The organism is Candidatus Hadarchaeales archaeon (genome assembly GCA_038823825.1).
Taxonomy (GTDB): domain Archaea; phylum Hadarchaeota; class Hadarchaeia; order Hadarchaeales; family Hadarchaeaceae; genus JAVZGN01.
In genome coordinates, this window is the sequence record JAWBCC010000002.1 from 1 (window position 1) to 22,611 (window position 22,611).

The 22,611-nt window shown below is 46.4% G+C and carries 18 protein-coding genes; 9 read left to right on the forward strand and 9 right to left on the reverse strand.

Annotation, left to right across the window (positions count from 1 at the left end; genetic code table 11):
* A partial coding sequence (locus QXF64_02480) for a DUF2341 domain-containing protein (protein MEM1689359.1) occupies positions 1–2,173 on the reverse strand: 2,173 nt, incomplete at its 3' end.
* A 91-nt stretch (positions 2,174–2,264) separates the two neighbouring features.
* Between QXF64_02480 and QXF64_02485 the strand changes: the two genes are divergently transcribed.
* A complete protein-coding gene (locus tag QXF64_02485) occupies positions 2,265–2,891 on the forward strand; it encodes a hypothetical protein (protein ID MEM1689360.1) in 627 nt (208 codons plus the stop codon).
* Here QXF64_02485 and QXF64_02490 read toward each other — a convergent pair.
* The 5 genes from QXF64_02490 to QXF64_02510 all read right to left on the reverse strand — a co-directional run bounded on the left by QXF64_02490 (position 2,866) and on the right by QXF64_02510 (position 7,419).
* The gene (locus QXF64_02490; protein MEM1689361.1) at positions 2,866–3,174 is read right to left on the reverse strand and encodes a hypothetical protein; all 309 of its coding nucleotides are present in this window, start codon (positions 3,172–3,174) and stop codon (positions 2,866–2,868) included. The two genes, QXF64_02485 and QXF64_02490, sit on opposite strands and share 26 nt — an antisense overlap.
* Positions 3,159–3,884 (reverse strand): MinD/ParA family protein, encoded by a 726-nt coding sequence (locus tag QXF64_02495; protein ID MEM1689362.1) that lies wholly within the window; start codon positions 3,882–3,884, stop codon positions 3,159–3,161. Before QXF64_02495 ends, QXF64_02490 begins: the two co-directional genes overlap by 16 nt.
* Complete coding sequence (locus QXF64_02500; GenBank protein ID MEM1689363.1) at positions 3,881–5,524, reverse strand: hypothetical protein; 1,644 nt, start codon at positions 5,522–5,524, stop codon at positions 3,881–3,883. The genes QXF64_02495 and QXF64_02500 overlap by 4 nt, the downstream gene beginning before the upstream one ends.
* 91 nt (positions 5,525–5,615) lie before the next feature.
* Positions 5,616–6,845, reverse strand: a complete 1,230-nt coding sequence (locus QXF64_02505; protein MEM1689364.1) for a DNRLRE domain-containing protein — start codon at positions 6,843–6,845, stop codon at positions 5,616–5,618.
* 10 nt (positions 6,846–6,855) lie between these two features.
* Positions 6,856–7,419, reverse strand: coding sequence for a hypothetical protein (locus QXF64_02510; GenBank protein MEM1689365.1), 564 nt, complete (start codon positions 7,417–7,419; stop codon positions 6,856–6,858).
* A gap of 101 nt (positions 7,420–7,520) precedes the next feature.
* Between QXF64_02510 and QXF64_02515 the strand changes: the two genes are divergently transcribed.
* From QXF64_02515 to QXF64_02550, 8 genes are read left to right on the forward strand one after another with little or no spacing between them, the layout of a single operon-like run.
* Complete coding sequence (locus QXF64_02515) at positions 7,521–15,284, forward strand: helicase HerA-like domain-containing protein (protein ID MEM1689366.1); 7,764 nt, start codon at positions 7,521–7,523, stop codon at positions 15,282–15,284.
* Positions 15,285–15,330: 46 nt separating this feature from the next.
* The gene (locus QXF64_02520) at positions 15,331–16,017 is read left to right on the forward strand and encodes a hypothetical protein (GenBank protein ID MEM1689367.1); all 687 of its coding nucleotides are present in this window, start codon (positions 15,331–15,333) and stop codon (positions 16,015–16,017) included.
* A gap of 28 nt (positions 16,018–16,045) precedes the next feature.
* Entirely contained in the window at positions 16,046–17,224 is a 1,179-nt protein-coding gene (gene wecB, locus QXF64_02525; protein MEM1689368.1) for a UDP-N-acetylglucosamine 2-epimerase (non-hydrolyzing), read from the forward strand.
* Positions 17,214–17,906 (forward strand): HAD-IA family hydrolase, encoded by a 693-nt coding sequence (locus tag QXF64_02530; GenBank protein ID MEM1689369.1) that lies wholly within the window; start codon positions 17,214–17,216, stop codon positions 17,904–17,906. Before wecB ends, QXF64_02530 begins: the two co-directional genes overlap by 11 nt.
* 23 nt (positions 17,907–17,929) lie before the next feature.
* Positions 17,930–18,430, forward strand: coding sequence for a hypothetical protein (locus QXF64_02535; protein MEM1689370.1), 501 nt, complete (start codon positions 17,930–17,932; stop codon positions 18,428–18,430).
* Positions 18,427–18,936: an ATP-grasp domain-containing protein gene (locus QXF64_02540; protein MEM1689371.1), complete on the forward strand. Its 510-nt coding sequence runs from the start codon at positions 18,427–18,429 to the stop codon at positions 18,934–18,936. Before QXF64_02535 ends, QXF64_02540 begins: the two co-directional genes overlap by 4 nt.
* The gene (locus tag QXF64_02545; GenBank protein ID MEM1689372.1) at positions 18,933–20,294 is read left to right on the forward strand and encodes a glycosyltransferase; all 1,362 of its coding nucleotides are present in this window, start codon (positions 18,933–18,935) and stop codon (positions 20,292–20,294) included. The genes QXF64_02540 and QXF64_02545 overlap by 4 nt, the downstream gene beginning before the upstream one ends.
* The gene (locus tag QXF64_02550) at positions 20,294–20,830 is read left to right on the forward strand and encodes an exosortase/archaeosortase family protein (GenBank protein MEM1689373.1); all 537 of its coding nucleotides are present in this window, start codon (positions 20,294–20,296) and stop codon (positions 20,828–20,830) included. The genes QXF64_02545 and QXF64_02550 overlap by 1 nt, the downstream gene beginning before the upstream one ends.
* Here QXF64_02550 and QXF64_02555 read toward each other — a convergent pair.
* The 3 genes from QXF64_02555 to QXF64_02565 all read right to left on the reverse strand — a co-directional run bounded on the left by QXF64_02555 (position 20,816) and on the right by QXF64_02565 (position 22,481).
* Entirely contained in the window at positions 20,816–21,442 is a 627-nt protein-coding gene (locus tag QXF64_02555) for a PIG-L deacetylase family protein (protein ID MEM1689374.1), read from the reverse strand. The two genes, QXF64_02550 and QXF64_02555, sit on opposite strands and share 15 nt — an antisense overlap.
* Positions 21,443–21,570: 128 nt before the next feature.
* Positions 21,571–21,966 carry a gamma-glutamylcyclotransferase family protein gene (locus QXF64_02560; GenBank protein MEM1689375.1) on the reverse strand — a complete coding sequence of 132 codons (396 nt, stop codon included), beginning with the start codon at positions 21,964–21,966 and terminating at the stop codon, positions 21,571–21,573.
* Positions 21,963–22,481, reverse strand: a complete 519-nt coding sequence (locus QXF64_02565) for a gamma-glutamylcyclotransferase family protein (GenBank protein MEM1689376.1) — start codon at positions 22,479–22,481, stop codon at positions 21,963–21,965. Before QXF64_02565 ends, QXF64_02560 begins: the two co-directional genes overlap by 4 nt.
* Between the last annotated feature and the right edge of the window lie 130 nt (positions 22,482–22,611).

Here is a 22,611-nt window from a genome sequence, read left to right on the forward strand (position 1 = left end):
CGTTCTCGGCACTCGTCACATAGGGATTACCATAGTACATCCAGATCTCGTTGTCTGAGTTTTCGAGCCTGCGCACCCAGACGATGTTTGTGTAAGCATTCTCCGCTTTCTCTATCCAATATGGAAGTGGCCCGGATCCTTTGTTCTCGAAAAATCTTATGCTCGGGTATTCAAGAATAGGAACGTCCTCTGGAAGGATGATTTTTATCTGGAAGTTCTCTGGATTTCTGGGCGAAATCGTTATTTTTCTCATGTACATCCAAGTGTTTTCCGATAAAACCAAAGCCGGGAACCTCAGAGAAAACTTACTGTTCGAATCTGTCTCATACCTGTTGAGATTTGGAGAGTATGTCCTAACGTATATTCTGTTTTCTATCGGGACGAAGCGCATTATTCTCAGAAAGCCGTTGCCGCCGTTTTCGTAGTCTTGGTAATTCGCCAGCAGTTGGTAGACTATTCTTTTATTGTCTATGACGTCCATCCTCATGGCCTCGCCATGATTGTGACCGCAAACAACTAAGAACACGTTGCTGTTTGGAACGACGAGGTTCTCCCATATATTATTGCCTATCGCGTTTCTTGTGCCATCGACTTCCAAGTACGAGTGTGTGGCGATTATTGCCAGTCTATCGTTATTATTCTCAAGAACGCTGTTAGCCCAAGCTATCACGTCTGAAGGCGGATTGTATTGTAGGTTAAGCACGATGAAATCGAATCCACCTGCAGAGAATAACTGATAATTGTTCTTATTGTTCGCATAGCTGCCCCCCCAATACGGTTTACCGGCATATCTTGAGGCTGGGAAATAACTGGAGTAATTCGCCCCATTATCCTGAAGATCATGATTGCCCGGAAGTATTCCATAGGGCATATTGTCATCATCCAAAATTCTCATGGCGTTATCAGCTCTCTGCCACTGGATAGTGCTGTATGCGTTGTCGACGATATCTCCCACGTGAATAACAAAGACTATGTTGAGATTATCTCTGTTCTGAACGATCCACCTCGTTTGATTTTCGAAAATCGTTGGATAGCTTGCGGAGTAATATTGCGTGTCGGGTAAAACAACTATTGTGAAGTTTTCTGGAATTCTCGTGAAGCTCCAGACTATCGAGTAGCTACTCAAGTTCCCAGACGCGTCCTTTGCCTGTACTCTCCAATACCATTCGCCAGGCTCTATATATGAGAGGTTCCAATAGTTCTCTTCTATCCAATCGGACGTGTATTCGATAGAGGAGAAGTTGACATCCCTGCTCACATCGACCTTGTATCTTACGGGGCGGCTATGGTCGTCAACTGCGGACCATCCAAACTTTACGTTTTCAGTTACAATTTCCGCTAAATTGTTGGGGAAAAGTGGATTGGGAGTTGGTGGAGGTGAGAGATCGATTACCCAATACTCCATCTTTCCGGCGTTTTCACCGCTTGAGATGAATCTCACTCTGATTTTGAAACTTTCCGTTCTGTTTGCTGGGAATACCACTTTTATGTTCTTCGGATCGCTGTCCCATGCTCCCCTATAAGCGACTCCATAATGCGGCATAGGTTGAGGTGTTCCTTCAAACTCCCATCCCCAGTTATAGACCTCCCAAGTGTTTCCCATTGCTATCTTGAAGTTTTCAACCCTCGGTCCCGTAACCGTGTAAGTTACGCTTTCCCAGTTGTCATTCCAGGGGTCTGAACCGAGAAGAGTCATATTCTCCCAGAGATTCCAGTTGTTATACGTCCCAGGAACGTTGAAGACTAGTCTTTTGAAAACTGCACGTTTTGTGTTATCATCAAACCAGAATTGAAAAACGTAATTATCTGTAGCTGTGAAAGGAAGACGTACCTTTATGTTTGTTCCCTCATCGCCCCAATTAACAAGATCCGTGCCAAAGGGGGTTCCATTCTCAGGAGCAGTTGTTCCCCACCACTTGTCCCCCCAATCACTAACGTATATTTTGAACTGGATGTTCTCTCCCGACAAAGGTCGAACTCTTTCCCAGACTTCACGCTGAACACCGCCGGCTGTCCAGTTGCTGATCCATATCATGTTATCCACATCCTCCTGCCAACTATTGAAAGATCCTCGAACCTGAGGCATGGTGGGGCTCGCTTTAGCAGAAGGCATAATCAGAGGTAGAGCAAGAAGTAAACCAAACATCAGTAATGCTGCAAATGCTTTTCGCATTGTATCAAAAACCTTCTCTCGGAGTTATTTTAAATCTTTCGATACATCACAGAAAAAGTGAAATCCAGAGAAAAAGAAAGAATTTCTGAAAATGATGTCTACGGAGCTTCGAAATTTGCTCTCGTCCATCCATACCTATTCGGAAGAGCTGGGCCTCGATGTTAGAAAATCTGAAGACAGGTTCGCCTGGTTGATCGCCTCCGTACTTTTCGCGAAGAGAATCTCCTCCGAAATCGCGAAAAAAACCTTCCTACTTATGAAAAAGGAAGGAATCACGAGCCCGGAGGCCATCATCTCCACCGGCTGGGACAGACTCGTGGAAATCCTCGATTCCGGCGGATACGTGAGGTATGATTTCTCCACCGCCACAAATCTGCTCGAGCTGGCAAAGGAGATAAAAAGACTTGGCGGGCTGGAAAAAATCCATGAACAGGCGAAAGACTCCAAGGAGCTGGAGAAAAAACTAGAGAAGCTTCGCAGTGTGGGACCAACTGCGATCAACATCTTCCTCCGGGAACTCCGTGGAATCTGGTCAAAAGCCGATCCAGAGCCCAGTACGCTTGCTCGAGAAGTCGCAGAAAGACTCAAATTTAAAGAAATCAAAAAATTCGAATCTGCGCTTGTCAGGATAAACTTGGAGTTTTGCAAGAGGAAACGTTGCAGGGAATGTCCAGTTAGAAAATTCTGCCGTTTCACTCGGGAGAAAGCAGAGCTTTAAGAGCGATCAGAATGCCGCCGACTATCCCACAGATGCCGCCAACTGTTTGTCCGAGGTAAACTCCCGCCCTCCTCAACTGCTCAGCAACTGAGATGTTACCATAAACTTCAAAGACATTTGAAAGGAGTTCGAAGCCAACACCGAGCAGGAGAAAAGAAACGGAAACTATCAGAAGTCTTACTCCGAGACCACCTTTTGCCACTACGCCGCCATATCTAAGGAGAGCCCCAATGATCGAGATGCCAACAGCCGTCAGAAGAATTTCGGTCAGACCGAGCGCCACAGTTTCCACCCTTTCAACCTAATCCTCTGAATTGGTCCCATCTTGAATTCCTCGCCACAAGTTTCTGCAGCAAGTTTCTTAAATGCAATGGAGGCCCTAGAGCCCGGATGGGAGAGAACACATGGCATACCCTCCATCAGACTCTTCATCACGGACGTATCCTCTGGGATCGTCACGATGAGCGGAACGCGGAAAGTCGAAAGTATTTCCGCCTTGCTGACCTCATAGCTTGCCACCCTCACTCTGTTCAAAACCACACCGATGACTTTCACATCCTTTTTCTCCGCTATCTTCGTCGCCTTCAGAGCCCTGGAAACCGCTGCGATGTCTGGCGTTGTTGTGATGAGAGCACAATCGGAAGAGTTTAGAAACTCCGAGAAGCCTACCGGTGGTGTGTCAAGAATAACATAGTGATATCCGGATTTTCTAAGAATTTGTCCGAGCTTCTCTCCCTTCAGGCCCTCTATAGAGGAGGATGGCATGACATCGAGCCCTGGTCTGTAGGTGTATGCTTTCAGGTTCTCCACTTTTTTCTCCCTCGATGGAATCGGTGGAAAGAGATTGAACCAAAGCGGGAGGTCTGGAGACTCGAGATTGCAGTCTACGAGAAGAACCCTCTTCCCAAAGTCGGAAGCGAGCGAAGCCCCGACATTTGCTACTACGGCAGTCTTGCCAGTTCCCCCCTTTCCGGATATAACACTTATTATCAAGCCTCTTCACCTGCCCTCCTCAGGATTTCCACTATTTCCGGCCTACGGCTTGAACTCCATCTCCTCTTCATCAGAAGATATATCGCCAGACATATTGCGATTATGGAGAAGATTATCGCGATTATCAGGAGGATGTTTGGCTGGGGAGGGAGAACGACGAAGGCTATTCCTCTCACGATTTCCTGATCCTTAAAGTAGATTCTGACCTCGCCCATGTACGTCATCGGTTCGACATACTCGGGTAATGTGACGTAAAAGACGAAGGCGCCCGACTTCGTCGGCTCAAGCTTCATGCTAACCCCGTCGGGCTGAACCGTCCAGCCTATTGGGAGTCGAAGAATGGCTGTCACGAGGAGATTTTCGCTGGAAATATTTCTGAGCGTGAGAATGAGTCTACCAGTTTTTGCTGGTTTCAGGAACTCCGACTTGAGCTCGACTATCCGGACTAGCTCCACAAGCTCATATATCATAACCACGCGCGGAAAAGCCCAGTAGAGATATCTCTGATAGACTGGAAGAATTGCTGGTAGCCTGTAAAGGATTTCCCTCTCTTCAAACGGCTGGACACTTTCCAATCTCCACGTCACACCTGAAAGCGAGATATCCTCTGGAAATTTATCTAGAAAGGCAATTCTGTCTAATACTCCTTGGAAATCGGAAAGAATGTTATCGGTTACGAGGAGAGCTTTGAGAAACTTGGAACCGTTCTTCGCGACGAGCTTCACGACAGTTTCCTCGTTCTCCAAGTCCAGATCGATGTGCCTGACCACCATCACATATGGATCTGGAAATCTTGATCGAACCCTTAGAATGGAGATCATTTCGGCTATCGAATTTTCCGCCCGAACGGTTATCTTGAAACCATAGTCTCCGGGAGAGACCGTTGCAGGAATCTTAAGAAGGAGATTTACGATCCTCCTCTCTCCAGCCTCAAGCGATAGGACGCTTGGAAACGACTCGATTGCTCTAAGCATCCAGTTTTCCGCAACCGTGATCCATATCCTCGCATTCTCGATCTTACCTGGACCCTCGTTTAAAATCTCGAAGCTCGCGAGCGTCGTGTCACCGGCTCTTTCCTCGATCAGCAGGGGGAACCGCAGAACCCTCAGCCGATAGAAAACCGGTGGAGCCGGCGGGGGGAGCGGAGGGAGCGGAGGAATCAGCGGAAGTATCTCGAGCGTTGTCCAAGCTGTCTTGGTTGATGTGAAACCCGCCGAAATCCAGTCTATAACAAGACGACACTTGTAAAATCCGAGCGGAAAACCTGTGACATTCCACGGGATGAGGAAATCCATTCTCGCTCCGGGAGAAATCATAACGGTAGGAACAGAAATTCGATGGACTATTTTATTATCTTTGTAGATTTCTATCCTAGAGGTCGGAAGGATGTCGAGATTATAAGAACCGAGATTTCGGATGGTGAACGAAAGAGTTGTCGTTTCGTTCTCATGAACCACTGAAGGTATGGCTTGAAAGAGCTCTATGTCTATGCCGACCTCAAGCACCTCTACTGTTAGAATCGCCTGGGCTTCTTGAGCGAAAACAGGTGATTGGCTAAAAAAGAGAGTAAAGACGAGAAAAAACGTCAGAAGCGCGGTCTTCGAAAAACCACGATTTCTAAAAATCTGTTCATCCCCCATAAATCACTCCGAACAAAGAGAATGTTTTTATTCCTTAATAATTTTTTGGGAAAAATAAAGAAATCTGATGCCTCCACGTCCTATTTCTGCGCTAGATTTTCCTCAGCTCGATCTTCTTCTTCCTGACCGCCCACCAGAGGATGAAGAGCACTATCAGAATCGCGATTATCGCCAAGATGGTGATGAGAACCGGAATTGGTATCGGAGGAGCTGGAGCAATGACTTTTATCTTTGGCTTGGCCTCTACCGAATAAGTCGCTCCTAAACCTCCACCGGCACCCCCTCTAACAGCCTGGGCAAAAACGTCAACATAAATCGTATATATTCCTCCGAGGGCTTCTTTCGAGACTTTCATCTTCAGGAAAACCCTTCTCACGGGAATCCAAAGACCTTCTCCGTTGTCGAGATAATATGCGAGTGAATATGCATCAGCATAGTTCTCTATTTCCTTCGGGATCTTGGGTTGGGCTCTGGACGTCCTCACATACTCCCGCAGGTTTGGAAGCAGAAAGTTTGCCTCAACCCTCATTCCAAGCCAAGCGCTGTACACAACCTCAAGCCTTGGCCAATCGGCAGTTTCTCCAGAGGCAAATATCGTCTCTCCCGAATTCTCTGTGAGGAGAACAAAGGAGATTATTCCATCTTTGTTATATTGTGAATAAACCCAAGGAGTAACTAACCAACCTACGTCCACGCCCGGAGAAGGCATTACAGCTTGAGCTATTTGCTCTCCGAGGTTCTCCGGTTTCCTAGCCCAGTTTAAGGTATCTCCGTTCCACCCATCGTTGTCCAGTCCGTAAACCTTCACTATCTTTCCCTCAAAGTTTTCGTCCCTGTTCCGGAGATATAGAACTGCAGATTCTATTTTGCTTCCTTCAGGTAAATCGGTAAGGTCAAATTTTAAAAATATCATCTTTCTACTTCCCTCGGTTCCTCCTACAACGAGATTACGGCTTCCTCCAAAAGTTTGGTTTGGCTGTTCCTCCGAGATATACGTGTCGTCGACTGGTTCCACAGCCTTGGAGAGATAAGAACGCACGGGGATATTCTCGAGCGACGGGATTATTCGGATGTTTTCGAACCAGCCACTGGGGACGGGACTGCCATCCTCTTTTGTGATTTTCACAAACTGAACCCATACCAAGACGTTTTCTGCATTCTCGGCCCAATTCCATACGTTTATCTCAACTGTGACATCTTGACCGTATGGAACGGGTATGGGGAGATCCGACCACTTGACTCCAACGCCTATTCCCGCCTCAACAACGCTTGGACTTATGAGTAAGAAAAGGAAAAAAAAGAAAAAAGACTTATAACTCAAGCTAATCCCTTTATGGGCCTGGGGCCGTGTTCTCTACGGCTTTGACTGTCAACGTACCGGTGTAAGTTCCTCCGAGCTGGTCGGGAGCTGTGCTGAGGGCTGGGAAGACGTTGTATTCGTCGTAGCCAACGCCAGACGGTGGCTTTCTTAGGCCGACCAACCACGGAATGGTTTCAAGCTCGTGTCTCGCGACCAAGAAGTTTTCATTTCCCTCTTCTCCAATAGCCAACTTCCAGAACTGGATGTTCTCGATGTTGTTGTCTCCTCCGGACTTGGCTAGATACATTCCAGCATACACCGCATCATATTCGGCCTTTGCCTGCAGATCTGTCTTGACCGTCGTGGTGTCGAGAATCCTGATCCAATACTCATCAACAGGAGCCGGCGGTGTGACATTATGCGCGTTGACGCTTACTGTTCCCCAGTCGATGTCTCCCTCGATCGTTATGTCGATGACGACTCCGATAGTCGCGCTGAGCGTAGCAGTTTGAGTGTCAACAGGCATCACCGCAGGAATGCTCAGAAGTGTTCCAAGCACTGCGAAAGCTGTTGCGAAACCCAACAATCTCTTCATTCTTTCCCTCTGGATAACCTTCCTACATCCGTCTATTTAAGCTTTTCGCAAGTATGGGGAAGAATCGTACCTTTAAATCCTAATTGTGGGGTGGCTAAATTTTGTCGAAAAGAATAAATAGATCGCACGATAAAAGATTTCTGGTAAAGAAATTGAACATGTTTACATCTTATAACAGAAAGGAATTCACCCTCTTGCTCCTCGGGTTAGTGATTTCTGGACTTTTCGCCATTCTCTGGACGGGACTCGCAAGCGCAACGCCAGATATCACCATCTCAGTCTTTCTCAACGACGAAATCGTTAACCCAGAACAAACGATCGTTGCCTGGGGAATCGCCGAAGAAGACGGTGCCCCGCTAGACAACAGAATTGTCCGATTCTTCTTGGATGGGGCTTTTCAAACCTTGAGCTGGGGTATGCCTTCATCGGCCCCTTGGGAGGCTGGAATACGGGAAAACACGATCATCGAAGCAAATAGAATAAAACTTCAGTACAAGCCGGACATGGACATCGTTTTCATAAACGAAAACGGATACATCAGCTGGATTGACCCATACCGAGAAGTCAAGACGCTCGGAGTGTATGCAGACAAGCTCGGCGGAGCTGGAGACATTGACGGAGACGGGAAAATCGATGTGGTTTTTACGGATGGACCTCAGGGTGCTCTGAAATATGTTGACGTTGACAATAACATTAGAACGCTTGTAGCTTCCGGCGTTGTTAACGTTGCAAAGGGGCTTGCGGATTTCGATGGAGACGGAAAGCTGGACGTTCCGTATGTCACCACTGCTTATGACTACAAAATTTATTTCGTAGACTATGAAGGACGAATCCGGAGCGTCGGACCACTGCCCATACATCCGCTTCTGCTTGGCGGAGTAGGAGACTTCGATAACGACGGAAAACCGGAGGTCTCGTTCGGATATATGAGCGACATCCGGCACGTGGACATAGACGGTCAAGTTATAAGCATGGGAGGGAGCGTACAGTTTCACCAGACGGATCGAAGATCTGATATTAGTCAGGCGGCCGACTTCAATGGTGACGGTCGACTCGACGTCGCATATAATCCTCCCTCGGCATACTCTGACCTTTGGATAACAGACAACCGCGGAAACGTCAGACGGGTTCTTCCTACTGGTAATGTTTTCGGTGGACTCGGCACGGTCGGTGGAATGGGTGACTTCTACGGAGATGGAAGAATTGTTATAGCCTACAAAGCCTTCTTCACATCAACTGGTAATAGATACACACCATCTCACATCATGGTGGTTGACAATACAGGGAGGATAGATAATCTCGGAGTTCTTGCGAGATACATCGGCCCAATTGTCGACTTTGACATGGACACAGGATACGTGCCATCAGGAAGCTACAGAACACCGGTGATCGACTGGAGATCTCCGACGATAAGAATCGAAAACATAACCTTGACAGTGGCCATACCCGTGGATACGAGACTCTGGGTGAACGTGCAGGTCTCCGACGACAACTTCTCAACCATTAAAGATAGCAATCTTCTGGTTCTCACCCCTGGTATGGGAGGCATCGACAGAACGTTTCCGCTCAGCCTAAAGCCTGCCAGATATGCCCGAGTAATCTTCTCCTTCTTCACAGACGACCTTTCCAGAACAGCAGTACTCACATCCTTTACCCTCAACACAAACATCGTTACTTTAGAAAATGGCTGGTACATGCGCACTTTTGAGGCTCCTTCAACGCTGGGTACGCACCAAATCAAATTCACAGTGGAGAGATATCCCTATCTAGGAGAAAACACAAAAACTTTCGACGTGCGCAGACTAGTTTTCGAACCGGCTGGCCTCCTCGACGAACACGGGCAAATAGACAACATCTTGAATCCGGGAGAAAGATACTACGTCCTTGTTAAAATCCAGGAAGAAAACGGAACTCACAGATATGATGTCACATCTGGTTCGTTTACCGAAAACATCGGCGGAACTCTCCATAGCCTGATATACCTTGAGAATTCGATCTGGAGGACATCCCTCCAGCTCACCGCTCCAACGACGATCGGCACATACTCCTTCGGTTCAACAGTCTCCGGCTACTCTGCCGAAAACATAATAGGTTCTGGCAACGTTACACACACATACTATGTCAAGACTCTAGAAATCCAGCTCTTCTTCGAGCGTTCTTGGGTCAACCCGGGAGACAATGTTACGATTTATGGCCGGGTAAAGAAATGGCCCGACAACGTCTGGGTCGAGGACGCGGATGTTGACGTGTATGTGGCTGGGAACTATGTGGCGACAGTAAGAACTCAGAGTGGAGAAAACGCTGGAAGATATAAATATACCTTCCAGGCTCCGAGAACGCTGGGCGGATATCCGGTCAGGGTTTGGATATCCCACCAAGGACTCGACAGAGAAAACACCTCCACCTTCTACGTCAAAACCCTCACGATCACCGTTAACATGGATCCGGCGAGCCATCAGGTCAGACCTGGCGTGAAGGTAAGAATCTATGGAGTCGTCAGGAGATGGCCCGAGGGAACTCCTGCGAGCTACGCGACAGTTAAGCTTAGAATGGGCCCGCTAGACAACTACGAAAACATAAACTGGCCCGTTGCAGACAACATCGCGCGAGCCGACGGTTCCTACGACATTTACTTTACCGTCAGGGATGAATGGGTCGGAGAATTCAAGCTTGTTGTAATCGCGACAGACAACTACTTGTTAGAGAACGAGAACTCCACCTGGATGCTCAGCGAAACTATAAAAATATCCGTCTACTTCTCAAGAAGCAACGTCCCGCCCGGAACGCTCATCTACGTTTGGGGATGGGCAATATTCCAGCCGAGCGGGGTTCCGGTTTCTAACAATCCCGTCAGCATCTGGAAGTGGGAAGGTGCAGATGAAGACGCTACATTCACCGACGAGAACGGAAGATATGAATATTATTTCTACGCCCCACAGAACTGGGGTAACTACAACTTCAGGGTGAGAACTTCGAAAGCTGGACTGACTGGAGAAAACGTGTATCCATACAAGGTTAGCACAATCTTGATTTCATTGAACATAGACGATAAGATTGTAAACAAAGGGCAGGAGATAAACATAAGCGGAAGAGCGGCGCTCTTCCCGGGCAACTTGCCGGTGGGCAATACTGTTTTCAGATATTCTGTCGGATGGAGACCGGGGTACAGCTACACACGAACGGATGAAAACGGAAACTACACATTTGTTGAAACTGCCCCATCCGCAATCGGAAGATACACCATAAAAGTTGAAATCGCCCAGGGAGATTTCAGCGGGGAGAACGCCGATAACATCGAGACTAGGGACATGCTGATCTCCGTTTCATTGAGCAAAACAAAGGCTATCCCGGGCGAAAGGGTAAGAGTTAGCGGCTTGACAACCGTGTTGCTTCCGGGCGGGGAAAATAGGCCTCCTCGCGGCGGAACAAGAGTAGATATATACATCGATGACGAATGGTGGGCATACACATACACCGATACGAGTGGATATTACTGGAAAGACATAAACGCCCCTGACGTTGGACCACACGAGGTAAAGGTCGTTTGCGCAGATAACGAGAACATCATTGGAGAAAACGTCACGTATCTCTACGTGGAACGCATTCTTATTTCCGTTAACGTTGACAGGGATCCTTCCAACCCAGGAGCTGCAAACAGAGTCTGGGGATATGCATGGTTCCAGTACAGCGGAGACCCTGTTGAGAACTATGTACAAATCCGTCTTAATGGTGTGCCGATCGCAACGGTTATGACAAACCGTTTCGGATACTACGAAAATAACTTCACCTCACCAACCTCGCTTGGTGAGCACAGAATCGATGTCACAATGTTGCATGAAAACTTCAGGGGAGACAATACGCGGTGGTTCTGGGTAAGAACCCTGGACATTCCAGTGAATCTGAGCGATAAGATTGTGAGGAGCGGGCAGTACATAACGGTCAGCGGAAGAATAACCGTTCAACCTGGCGGATGGCCAGTTCCTCAGTATACAGTTGTGCGCATATATCCGAGCTGGACCTCTCCAATAATAACATCCACCGGCCCAGATGGTACTTACACGGCCGGTCTAAATGCCCCCGCAACTCTTGGGATCCACACGATAAGGGTTGAAGCGGAGGAGGGGGAGAACGGCATAATGGGAAGCAGGGAAAACACGATAGAGGTCCGAGAGCTCCGCTTCTCAGAGTTTAAACTTGTAGACAACCACGGGCAGGAGGACCGAATAATGAATCCGGGTGAATCCTACAGACTATTCATAAGAATTCAGGAATTCAATGGAGCCTCATATTTCGACGTTGAGGAAACTCATCCATCAAATCCGTTCAAGGTCACGATCGCGGGTCAAGACTACACCCTTGCATACACCGGAAGTTCTGGAATATGGAGAACTCCTTACCTCACAGCAGAGAGTTCGCTCGGGATGTATGTGGTCTCCGCATTCTTCTTCGGAAGTTCAGCTAACGATATCTATGGAAGCCAATCAATCAACTATACATACGACGTGAAGACAATCTGGCTTTCGCTTGTCATAGATAATGTAGTCAATCCTATGGAAAACACAACAATTTCCGGCAGAGCTATTCTATTGCCAGATGATGCCCCTGTCAAACGAGAAAACGTATTTATCTTCAAAGAAGACGAACTGCTTACAATCGTTCAGACCGACTGGGAAGGTTATTTCAGATATTCCTTCGTGGCTCCTGACCTGCTCGAAAATTACTTCCTGAAAGTTAGAATAACCGATGCCAACGGAATTGAGAGAGAAAACTCCAGAAGACAGTGGGTGAAAACAATTGAAATTTCCATATTCCTAGGCGAAGAGGTCGTCGGAATTTCTCCCACTGACAATGTGTATGGTTGGGTCATTCTACATCCAGACAACATACCACAAAGCGGCTTGGCTGTGAGGATTTTCGGAACCGGTCTAGACAACGAACAAACTGTGTATACCAACGATGAAGGTTATTACTTCCTGCAGTTCAACGTTTCTGCATATGCTAGGAATTACGGATTTGGAGAGGTCAGAGTTCAAGTCAGGAATGCTGACAACATTTACAATGAAAACTCCGCGACCTACTATGTCGGAACTCCGGTAAACGTGAGGGGATGGATGAAGAATGCTGAAGGAAAACCGCTTCCCGCAACTTTCGAGTTCACATCGATTTCGAAAGGTTATACCCTCAGAATTTCCGTAAAACCAGACGGAACATACAGTGGCGTAATAATAAAAGACGATTATCATATGACATTCAGACTCTTTGGGCATTCTATAACTTTCTACTCCGTGAGGACTTTCTCAGAAGCCCAGCAATGGGAGAACTTTGATAATCTAATCCGAATAGACAATATACCGCGATCCGCAGCATACGTTTCAGACAACGTGAACACGATATTCGCTATTGCTATAGAAATAGACAACAAGCTCGCGGACAATTTCCAGACTGCGACGATCGTTCTGGATTACACACCATGGCTCGGGATGATAACAAACGAAAGCAACCTTGCCGTCTACAAGGCGAGCTGGGATATGGCGAGAAGAGAAAACACAAGTAAATGGACAAGGCTTGGAGGAACTATCAACAAGATCGATCACACAATAACTCTCAGTGGAGTTACCAAATTCTCGGCATATGTGGTGGGCGAGAGTGTACCTTCCATGCAGGATGTCGTTGGACCGATCGTTGGGCCTTTAGTGGGGCCGATCGTTGGACCACTTAGAGGACCGATACCAGATTACAGCGGGACTCTGAGGAAGATCATGGGGCTCATCGCAGATATTCAGACGACGGTGGAGAACCTGCCTACTCTTGAAAATCTCCCGCAAACTCCACCAGTGGAGGTTACTCCGAGTCCTTCCGCCGGTGTGTCTCTCGATATGTATCCTGGAGAAACGGCCAAAGTTCCACTTTCAATCAAGAACAACTCCAATGTTCCGATTATCGTCACCGCATCAAAAGTCGGTCAGACATCCGCCTTCATCTCCTTCGAAGAACCGTACATAACCGTTCAGCCAGGAGATGTAGGAAAAGTTATGCTTGTCGTTCATATACCTGAAAACACACCGAAGGGTCTTTACACAGGTTCTGTTTTCCTTTATCCTGGAGTCCTGCAGGCTCCGATTGAAATTCCTGTCAAGATTCGCGTTCTCTCTCCGGCCAGAAGTCTGCTTGATGTAAGAATATCTTCACTTCTCCCAAGCGTTAATCCTGGTAAACATCAGAAAGCCGAGGTTACACTCTACAACATGGGAGAAGAGAAGAGAGTCGATGCCGTGGTGAGAGTTCAACTCATTGATCCGGACACTTTAGCTGTTCTCAATGAGGTTGAGGAAACTATGGCGGTCGAGACTTCTTTGAGCAGAATCTTTAGCCTGAAGGTTCCTGAAAACGCAAAGGAAAAATATTACTACCTAAAAGCTTTGGCGACTTATCTGACAGGCGAAAACAGAGAGATGCAGGCAAGTGCTCTCGCCTCGATGTCTGTGATAATTCCATTCTGGGATAAAACAACCTGGGGGATTTCCAACAAGATATTCTACTCTGTGATAGCCGCTGCGATTGCCGCCGGAACGGCCGGTTACCTGTACTACCGCAGGCTGAAGAAATTACGCGAAGCACAGAAGAGATATGAAAGGGTTCTATCCTTCACCGAACTTCCACAGCCTGGACCGAGAAGCGCCTTCATAGGAAAACTGGCTGAAACCCCGAGAAAGGCATATCTGTACCTAGATGACCTCAGAACTCACGCGATTGTTGCTGGAGCGACCGGAGCAGGCAAAACCATAATGACGCAGGATCTTGCCGAAGAGGCACTCATGCACGGAATCGATGTCTTCGTTTTCGACCCGACAGCACAGTGGACTGGAATGCTCCAAAAGTGTACCGAGCACGAGATGCTTAGACACTATGACAAGTTTGGAATGAAGGAGAGAGATGCAGCGGGATTCCCAGGATATATAAAGAGAATCAAGGATCCAACTGAGTATCTCAACCTAGGCAAACTGCTCAAGAGACCGAAGAAAGAAGGAGAGATGGGCAGGATATGGGTTTTCCTGATCGACCAGCTTGACAGCAGAGATCTTGACGTTTTCATCGCAAACACCATAAACGACATCTTCAAGAGCAATCCCGAGGAGAGCCAGAAGCTTAGGGCGCTCATAATCTTTGACGAGGTCCACAGACTCCTACCCAGATTCGGAGGAAAAGGTCTGGGAATAACGATGCTCGAGCGCGCCGTAAGAGAATTCAGAAAATGGGGAATTGGTCTCGTGCTCGCTTCGCAAGTCATTGCTGACTTTGAAAAGGAAATAAGAGCAAACATAAGAACACAGATCCAGCTCTGGACGAGAGATGAGGAGGAACTCGAGAGGATAAAGGAGAAGTTCGGACTCGGCTACATGCAGTCGGTCGCCAAAGCGGCCGTTGGGACCGGAATGGTATTCAACTCCGACTACAACAAGGGTAGACCTTACTTCATCCACTTCAGGCCCATTCTCCACAGATTGACCAGACTAGAAGAAGATGTGATAATAAAGTGGGACAAATACACCAGGAGACTTGAGGAGCTCCAGGAGAAACTCGATAAGCTGAGAGAGGCTGGAGCTGACATTTTCGACCTTGAGATCGAACTCGGGCTAGCGAGAAAGAAACTAGAAGAGGGTGCGTTCGACGTCGTCGATCTCTACTTGGAATCTGTTGAACCTAGAATTGATAAAGAGTGTAAGGCGAGAAAAATAGAAATCAAAAAAGTCAGGGTTACTGAGGAAGAGCTGAAGAAGGCCGAGATGGAGGCTAAGAAAGAAAGAGTAAAAGCGGAGAAGGCGGAGGACGAGAAGGAATCCAGAAAGCCCGAAAAGAAAACATGATAAGGGTTTTTGAATATAATAACGATATTTTTGATGGTTGGTGAATTTGCCCGAAAAAAAGAAGAAAGAAACTCTTGCAGATAGGGTCGAAAAGCTGAGCGCACAAATGGAAGCTTTCGGAAAACTCAGGGAGAGCTTAGATATGAGGATCTCCATGCTGAACGAAAGAATCGGAGAGCTCAGAGCGATGGTTCTGAGAACCGAAAAAGATATGATGGAGATCCGTGCGAAAACCGAAAGGACTACCGGGATAATCGAAGAGCTCGACCCAAGCAAAATAATGGGAGAGATCAGGAGGATGCAGGCGCGGGTCGAGACGCTGGCGGCGAGGATAGATGCAACCGATGCTAAGCTTGACGCAATTAGTTCTGAACTTAGAGAAGTTAGGAGAGAGATTGGAAAGTTCCGTGGGGTTGAAAGCGTACTTTCCCTCTCCGAGGAGGTCAGGGCTGACTTGACGGAGATGGAAAAGATTGCGGCAGATGTCAGGAGGCAGGCGGACAGGGTGATGGCCATCTTCGCGGAGCTGAGGGATAGGATGGGAAAAACCGAAAGGTTTGTAGCTAGGCTCGAGGCGCTCGAGGATTCGACAAAATCACTAAATAAGGGACTGAGCGAGCTTGCACCGAAGGTCGAAGAAGCTCTTGCTAGAATAGAAGAGCTGAGGGCGACGGCAAAAGCGACAAATCCTGAAGCCAAGGAGGAAAAACCCAAAGAGGAGAAAAAGAAATAACACGGGTTAGAGAAGGAATTTGAAATCTATGAAGGTTGCGTGTGTCTTCGGGACGAGACCGGAGATAATCAAACTCTCGCCGGTGATTGAAGAGTGTGGAAAAACCGGGCTCGATGTGCTTCTTGTGCACACGGGACAACACTATGATTATGAGATGAGTGATATCTTTTTGCAAGAGTTGGGTGTTCCAAATCCGAATTACCATTTGGGAATCCGGACGGAAAATCCTTTGGAAAGATTTTCGGAGATAATCACAAGATTGGAAAGAGTTTTGAAAAAAGAAGAGCCAGATTTTATGCTCGCGCAGGGAGATACCGACACTGTTCCAGCCTCGCTGTTCGTCGCTAGGCGCTCCGGGATCCCTGGAGGGCACGTGGAGGCAGGGCTTAGATCGTTTAATCAAGCGAGCCCAGAGGAGCTCAACAGAAAGTTGGCCAGCCGGCTCGCCCTTTTGCATTTTGCACCGACCGAGCTTAACAGAGAATTCCTTCTGTCTGAGGGAGTGGACCCGGCGAATATTTTCGTGACCGGAAATACCATCGTCGATGTTGTCGGAAAAGTCAGAAAAAGACTCAAATCTGAAATCCTGAGCGAACTTGAAATTCGGGATGAGAAGCCGATTCTACTGGTTACGGTTCATAGACCAGGAAACGTTGACAACAAAAATAATCTTTCCGAGATCTTCGGTGCTCTCTGCGATCTCAAAGAATTCCAGATAGTATTTCCGATTCATCCGCGCACAGAAAAGAGAGCTGCCGAGTTCGGACTTTTGCAGAGCCTTCAGAGAGCCGAGCATGTAAAGGTTATAAAACCTCTTGGTTATCTAGATTTCCTTTCTCTTATGTCAAAGTGTGATCTCATTCTGACAGATTCTGGGGGACTACAAGAAGAAGCTTGCGAATTCAAAAAGCCCGTCGTAGTGATGAGGGAAACCACGCCTCGGTGGGAATCTGTTCTAGCTGGTTTTGCATTTTTAGCCGGGACAAAGAGAAGCAGGATAACTGCAACTGTTCAACGCATTGCAGCAGATGATGGTCTCAAAAAGAAATTGAGGAAAACAAAGAATCCCTTTGGAGATGGAAAGGCCTCAAAGAGAATCGCTCGGATTCTGCGCAGACTAGGGAATAAAATAGGATATCCCGAACCGGACGAAGCTATGGCTAATAGTATCTTGAGAAAAATACGGAGGATGACGCGTGCCAGTTGAGGCGGTTCTATTCGACATAGATGATACCATTTACGACCATAAAGAATGGCTCGCTGGTGCTTTCCTCAAGGTCGGCGAACTCCTCGAATCTCTCTTCGGTCTAAATAGGAAGGAGGTTAGAGACATCCTGCTCCAGCTTACAGAAAAGTATACCTCGGCTGCCGGAAATCTTTTTAACCTTCTTTTACGTCAGATCGGCCTGCCCGAAGAGGAAAAACTCATAAAAAGAATTATAGAATCTTTTTACTCCTACATGCCGGATAGACTCACTCCTTATCCTGCAATGTATGAAGTTTTAAAAACTCTGAAACAAATGGGAAAAAAGCTTGGCATAGTTTCAGATGGAAGAAGAGATGTTCAACTCCAAAAATTGAAAGCTCTTGGGTTAGAGGGATTTTTCGATGTGGTTGTGATATCTGATGAATACGGAAGAGAAAAAAGAAAACCCAACACTTTTCCATACGAATTGGCTCTAAAGAAGCTTGGGGTAGAAGCTAAATGTGCGGTCTACGTTGGGGACAACCCAAACAAAGATTTCATCGGAGCTAAAAAACTGGGCATGAGAACCATCAGACTCCTGATGGGGGAGTACGCCAACGTTCGGACGAGTATCGAGCTGGAAGCCGATTTCTCGGTAAGAAATCCAATTGAGATACTTTCTGTGCTCGATAGAATAAAATAGTTTTTCTTTCAAATATTTAAAATGTGGAAGACAAAATCCTCATAACCGGAATTGGCGGTGCTGCTGGCATATCCGTTGCAAAGAGTCTAAACGAGTTTTATTTAGTGGGTGTAGACGCTAATCCAAATGCACCTGGAAAAGTGCTGGTGAATGAATTCTATCAGATACCCTATGCTCGTGAGGAAAACTTCGTCGAAGAGCTCGCGAAAATCGCGAAAGAATGTTACTGCATGTTTTGCACGGTCGATGAGGAACTTCCAATCGTTGCAAAAAACATGGATGTTTTCGGCTGTAAGGTGCTTGTTTCACCATTAGAAAGCATAGAAAGATGTCTTGACAAGTTTGCGCTCCATTCATACCTTCGTGATAGAGGACTACCGACTCCCAAGACAGTGTTGCTAGAAAACCAGAGTTTTGAAGAACTAATGACGGAGCTTGGACCTTTCATCGTGAAGCCTAGAAGAGGAAGAGGTAGTAGAGATTTTTTGAGGTCAAAAATGAAGATTACTTTAGGTTTATTTTGAGCGCAAAGAATTACTTAAAGAAAGAGTTCATCTGTCAGAAAGAATTGAAGGGCAAAGAATACTCGGTTGACGTTCTGCTAGACGAAAATGGAAAATTTTTGATTGCTGTTCCACGCGAGAGAATCTTAACCGATAGCGGAATTTCGATTGTTGGGAAAACTGTCATAAATCCAAAACTCCAGGAGATCGTGCCGAGGATTGTTGAAGCGCTGGGATTAAAATACATAGTAAATGTTCAACTTAAAGAGGACGAGAATGGTGAACCCTACGTAACGGAAGTTAACCCCCGACCCGCTGGAACACTTTATCTAACAACGCTGTCCGGAGTGAACATGCCAAGACTCCTAATTAAGCTACTCGCAAAGGAGAAAATTGAGCCGTGGGGGTTGAGATACGAGGAACTTATCATGTATAGACTTTTTGAAGAGAAGATTTACCGGAAAAAAGGAAGAGGAGGAAAACAGAAAAGCAAAATATACAGGCATGATGACGTCTATCTGAAATGAACAAAGATAAAAATCAACATTTTGAAATCCTCAAAAGAAGGTATAGGAAGAAAGAAGGCAGAATATTCGCGTTTTCTATCCTTATTCTCTTTCTGATATCCCTGCTTGGGTTTGCCAGATTTGACGGAAGAAATTTCGCGGCGTATCTTACAATTGCGATTCAAGCCGTCTTCATCGCTTATCTTCTCAGACATATGGCGTTTGCATATACAGGATTGCAGATGAAGTGGGATCGTGAAGAATTTTCCGATTACGAACCACCCATAAGCATTCTGATTCCCGCAAGAAATGAGGAAAAAGTCATTCGAGGACTAATAGAAAGCCTCGCGGAGGTTGACTATCCTAGGGAAAAATTTCAGGTTATCGCCGTCGATGATGCAAGCGATGACAAAACCGGAGAAATTTTGGATGAACTCGCCAGAAAATACGATTGGTTAATTGTCATCCACAGATCTAAAAAAGACCATGATCTGGCTCCTGGTAAGAGCTCGGTTCTGAACGATGCTCTCAGATTTGCTAGTGGAGAAATAATCTTTGTCTACGATGCGGATCATCAGGTGAAGAAAGATACGATAAAGAAAATTGTTAGACATTTCAAGGATCCGAAGGTTGGAATGGCAATGGGCAGATGTGTTGTTAGAAATGCGGACAAAAACATTCTCACCAAACTCATTTACATAGAATTCCTAAGCGGCTATAAGGTCAATCAGTATGGAAGAGAGCTTCTACATGGGCTCGCTGCTTATGGTGGAAGTAACTGTGCCATAAGACGATCTCTTTTAGAAGAGCTTGGTGGTTTTAACATAAGCAGCGTGACGGAAGATACGGATTTAACAGTTCGCGGGGTTCTTGAAGGTTATCGAGTAGTTTACGATGACGACGCTGTTTCGACTGAATTAGCGGTCACAAATCTAACAAGATATTGGAAGCAGAGATATCGCTGGGCCTATGGCCATCAACATGTCTTCTACGACTATTGGCTTGATGTCGTAAGATGCAAGCATCTTGGAATTCTTGACAAAATCGAATTTTTGATGTTTCTTTTCATCTATCACATGCCGGTTGTCATGTTCCTTGGTCTTCTCTTAACTTTCATGTGGGCTTTCGGAATTTTCCTTCCTAGAGATCCGTTTATCGGGCTTACACTCTGGATAGTTTTGCTCCTCGGACCTCTTTTGGAACTCGCAGCCGGACTCGTGTTGGCTAGAGAAAAGGGAAAGATGGCATTCTATCTAATACTCTTCCTTCCGCTCTTTTTCCTATCAATTATGATATGTACAAAGGCTTTCCTAGACGGAATAATCCGGGGAATAACAAAAGAGAGATATGTGTGGGTAAAAACTGAGAGGGAGATTTGATGAAGAGATATGTTAGAATTAAAGCGGTAAAATTCTTCGTAACATTCTTTCTGATTTTGTCCGTTGCTCTCGTCTTTGCATATCAGATAAATGATGAGTTTAGGGAAATTGAAACAAAATTCATCGTGAGACTTACTAGAGCTTTGGGTTTAGAGACAAGTAGAGCTCCTCCTCACAAAATTTTTGCATATTATCCAGAAGGAGCATTCATTCTTGAAATGACATTGTCCTGCTCGGCTCTTTTCCCAATTGCCACTTTCTTGTTTTTGGTTCTCTTGACGCCGGGTATATCTTTGAGAATGAAGCTTCTAGCTGGAATATTAACATGTCCGATCCTTTATCTCTTGAACGCTCTCCGCGTAGTGCTAGTTTTTTACGCCGGAAAAGTTTTGGGTAAGGGAGCTATTCTTCTATTTCACGATTGGATGGGCGGCGCGATAATGTTTTTTGCCGCTCTCACTTCTTATTCAGTATGGCTCTTTCTCGTTCTGACAAGGCCAAGTGAGATAAAACCAAGAACTTTATATCCTGAGTAAGAATTTGCTGGCCCAGAATACCTCGGCATATTTTACCCCGACAGCTAGACCCCGATATGCGGCGGTCTTTTCAACGTAATCGCACAGGTTTGCCCTCGGACCGGAGAGCTGAGAGCGATGAATTTTCAGAGCACGAAGTTTGAGTCGGAGTTCCTGCGATATGTCCACATAAATGCATCCGATGGAAGGTTTTATGATTGAGGAAGGGGTCTCGCCAAAGAGAATTCTGTTGTGTCTGCGAGCCGCAGATATTGTTGAGTGTCCGGTTGCTTTGTGATCCTGGTGACTGTCCCAAGGAAGATGGGTTACTACAATATCTGGTTCAACTTTCCTTAACCATTCTTCGATAAGGTGAACTGTATCGACGTCGTGCTGGATCTTGCCGTCAGGCAATCCTCCAAACAAAACTTTTCTGATTCCGAGAATCTTGGCAGCTCTTTCTACCTCTCTTCTCCTTTGACCCGGTCTTCCACCGAGCTCGCCGTTGGAGAGAATCCCTGTAGTAACCTCTGTCCCCAGCTTTGACAATTTTGCGATTGTTCCTCCAGCTATGAGCTCCGGATCATCTGGATGTGCTCCAATGACTAACACCGATTCAGGTATGATTGGCATCCTATCATCTCAAAGTAGGAAGAAACAATAAAAGATTTTTGCCGTCATTTTTTGATTCTTCTTCTGGTGGAATACATACAACCAGCTTGGGGCTTTCCTATACCCACACAAGGTTGGCAATGCATTTTTCATGGAAGCAGAGATTCTCTCGTCCAGCCAGACATCTTTTTCAGTTCCTCCCCACCCACGTACACGATGGCATCTACCTTTCTCCCATCCTCGAGCTCGACTTCCACGACCTTCTTTGTAAAAAGTCCAAAAGAAACTCCCTCTATCTCATCTAACTTCCTGATGATTTCATCCGGAACGCATTGATAGAGCTCGCCCTTAACGCTTCCTGATGGGTCCTCTTTGATGAACGGAAAGTTTAGCTCAGAAGGCCAGACGAGTCTGAAACCCCGAATTCTACCTAAAACAGGCTGATAGCAGGCCAATACATTGGATCTAGGATGCGTGATAACCTCCCCGCTCCTGGGGTCTCTGAATTTCCTCATCAAGGTCCCATAAACAAAAACGTTCGTCATTTTGTCGGAATCGATTTCAGCTTCTGAATGTAGTCCTTTGGAAAGCCGTTCTTAACCGCGGAACGAATCAACAGATTTAAGTACTCTGGGGTCGGTGGTACGAACTGGGCTGCTGGCTGCTTTACAACAAATGTTATTGCCTCCTTCACCAAGCCATCACGCGTCATCACGCTCACCCGCTTTTCTTGGTAAACCTTTGGGGCTCCCTCCTTCTTCCTGAGTTTCTCAAAATCATCCTTCGTGAGCTCCATCAAAAGCCCCCAGACTTCCTCTCCCTCACATCTTTGAATGTTGGCCACCCCTCCGCATCTGGTTGCGGAGTAATAGTTAAAAACAAGCTTCCAACCTTTTAGCACTGCTACTTCTTTTACAAGTGGCTTGACGGGCTGATAGTTGTGCATTCGACACCAATTTTCCAGATCCTCCTCGTCCATGTTGGATCCATAAGCAAAGTAAAGCACGCGATCTTCATTAGAGCAGATTTGAGCAAACAATCCTGACCTTACTGATAACACATTAACAAGTGTTTCTTTTCACATTTAAAATATTTGTTTCCAAAATTTAGTGATGTCCGAAGAATCCACGATTGTTTTCTAGTTAATCTAGCACCGATTCGAGTATGACGGGCATCTTATTATCTCAAAG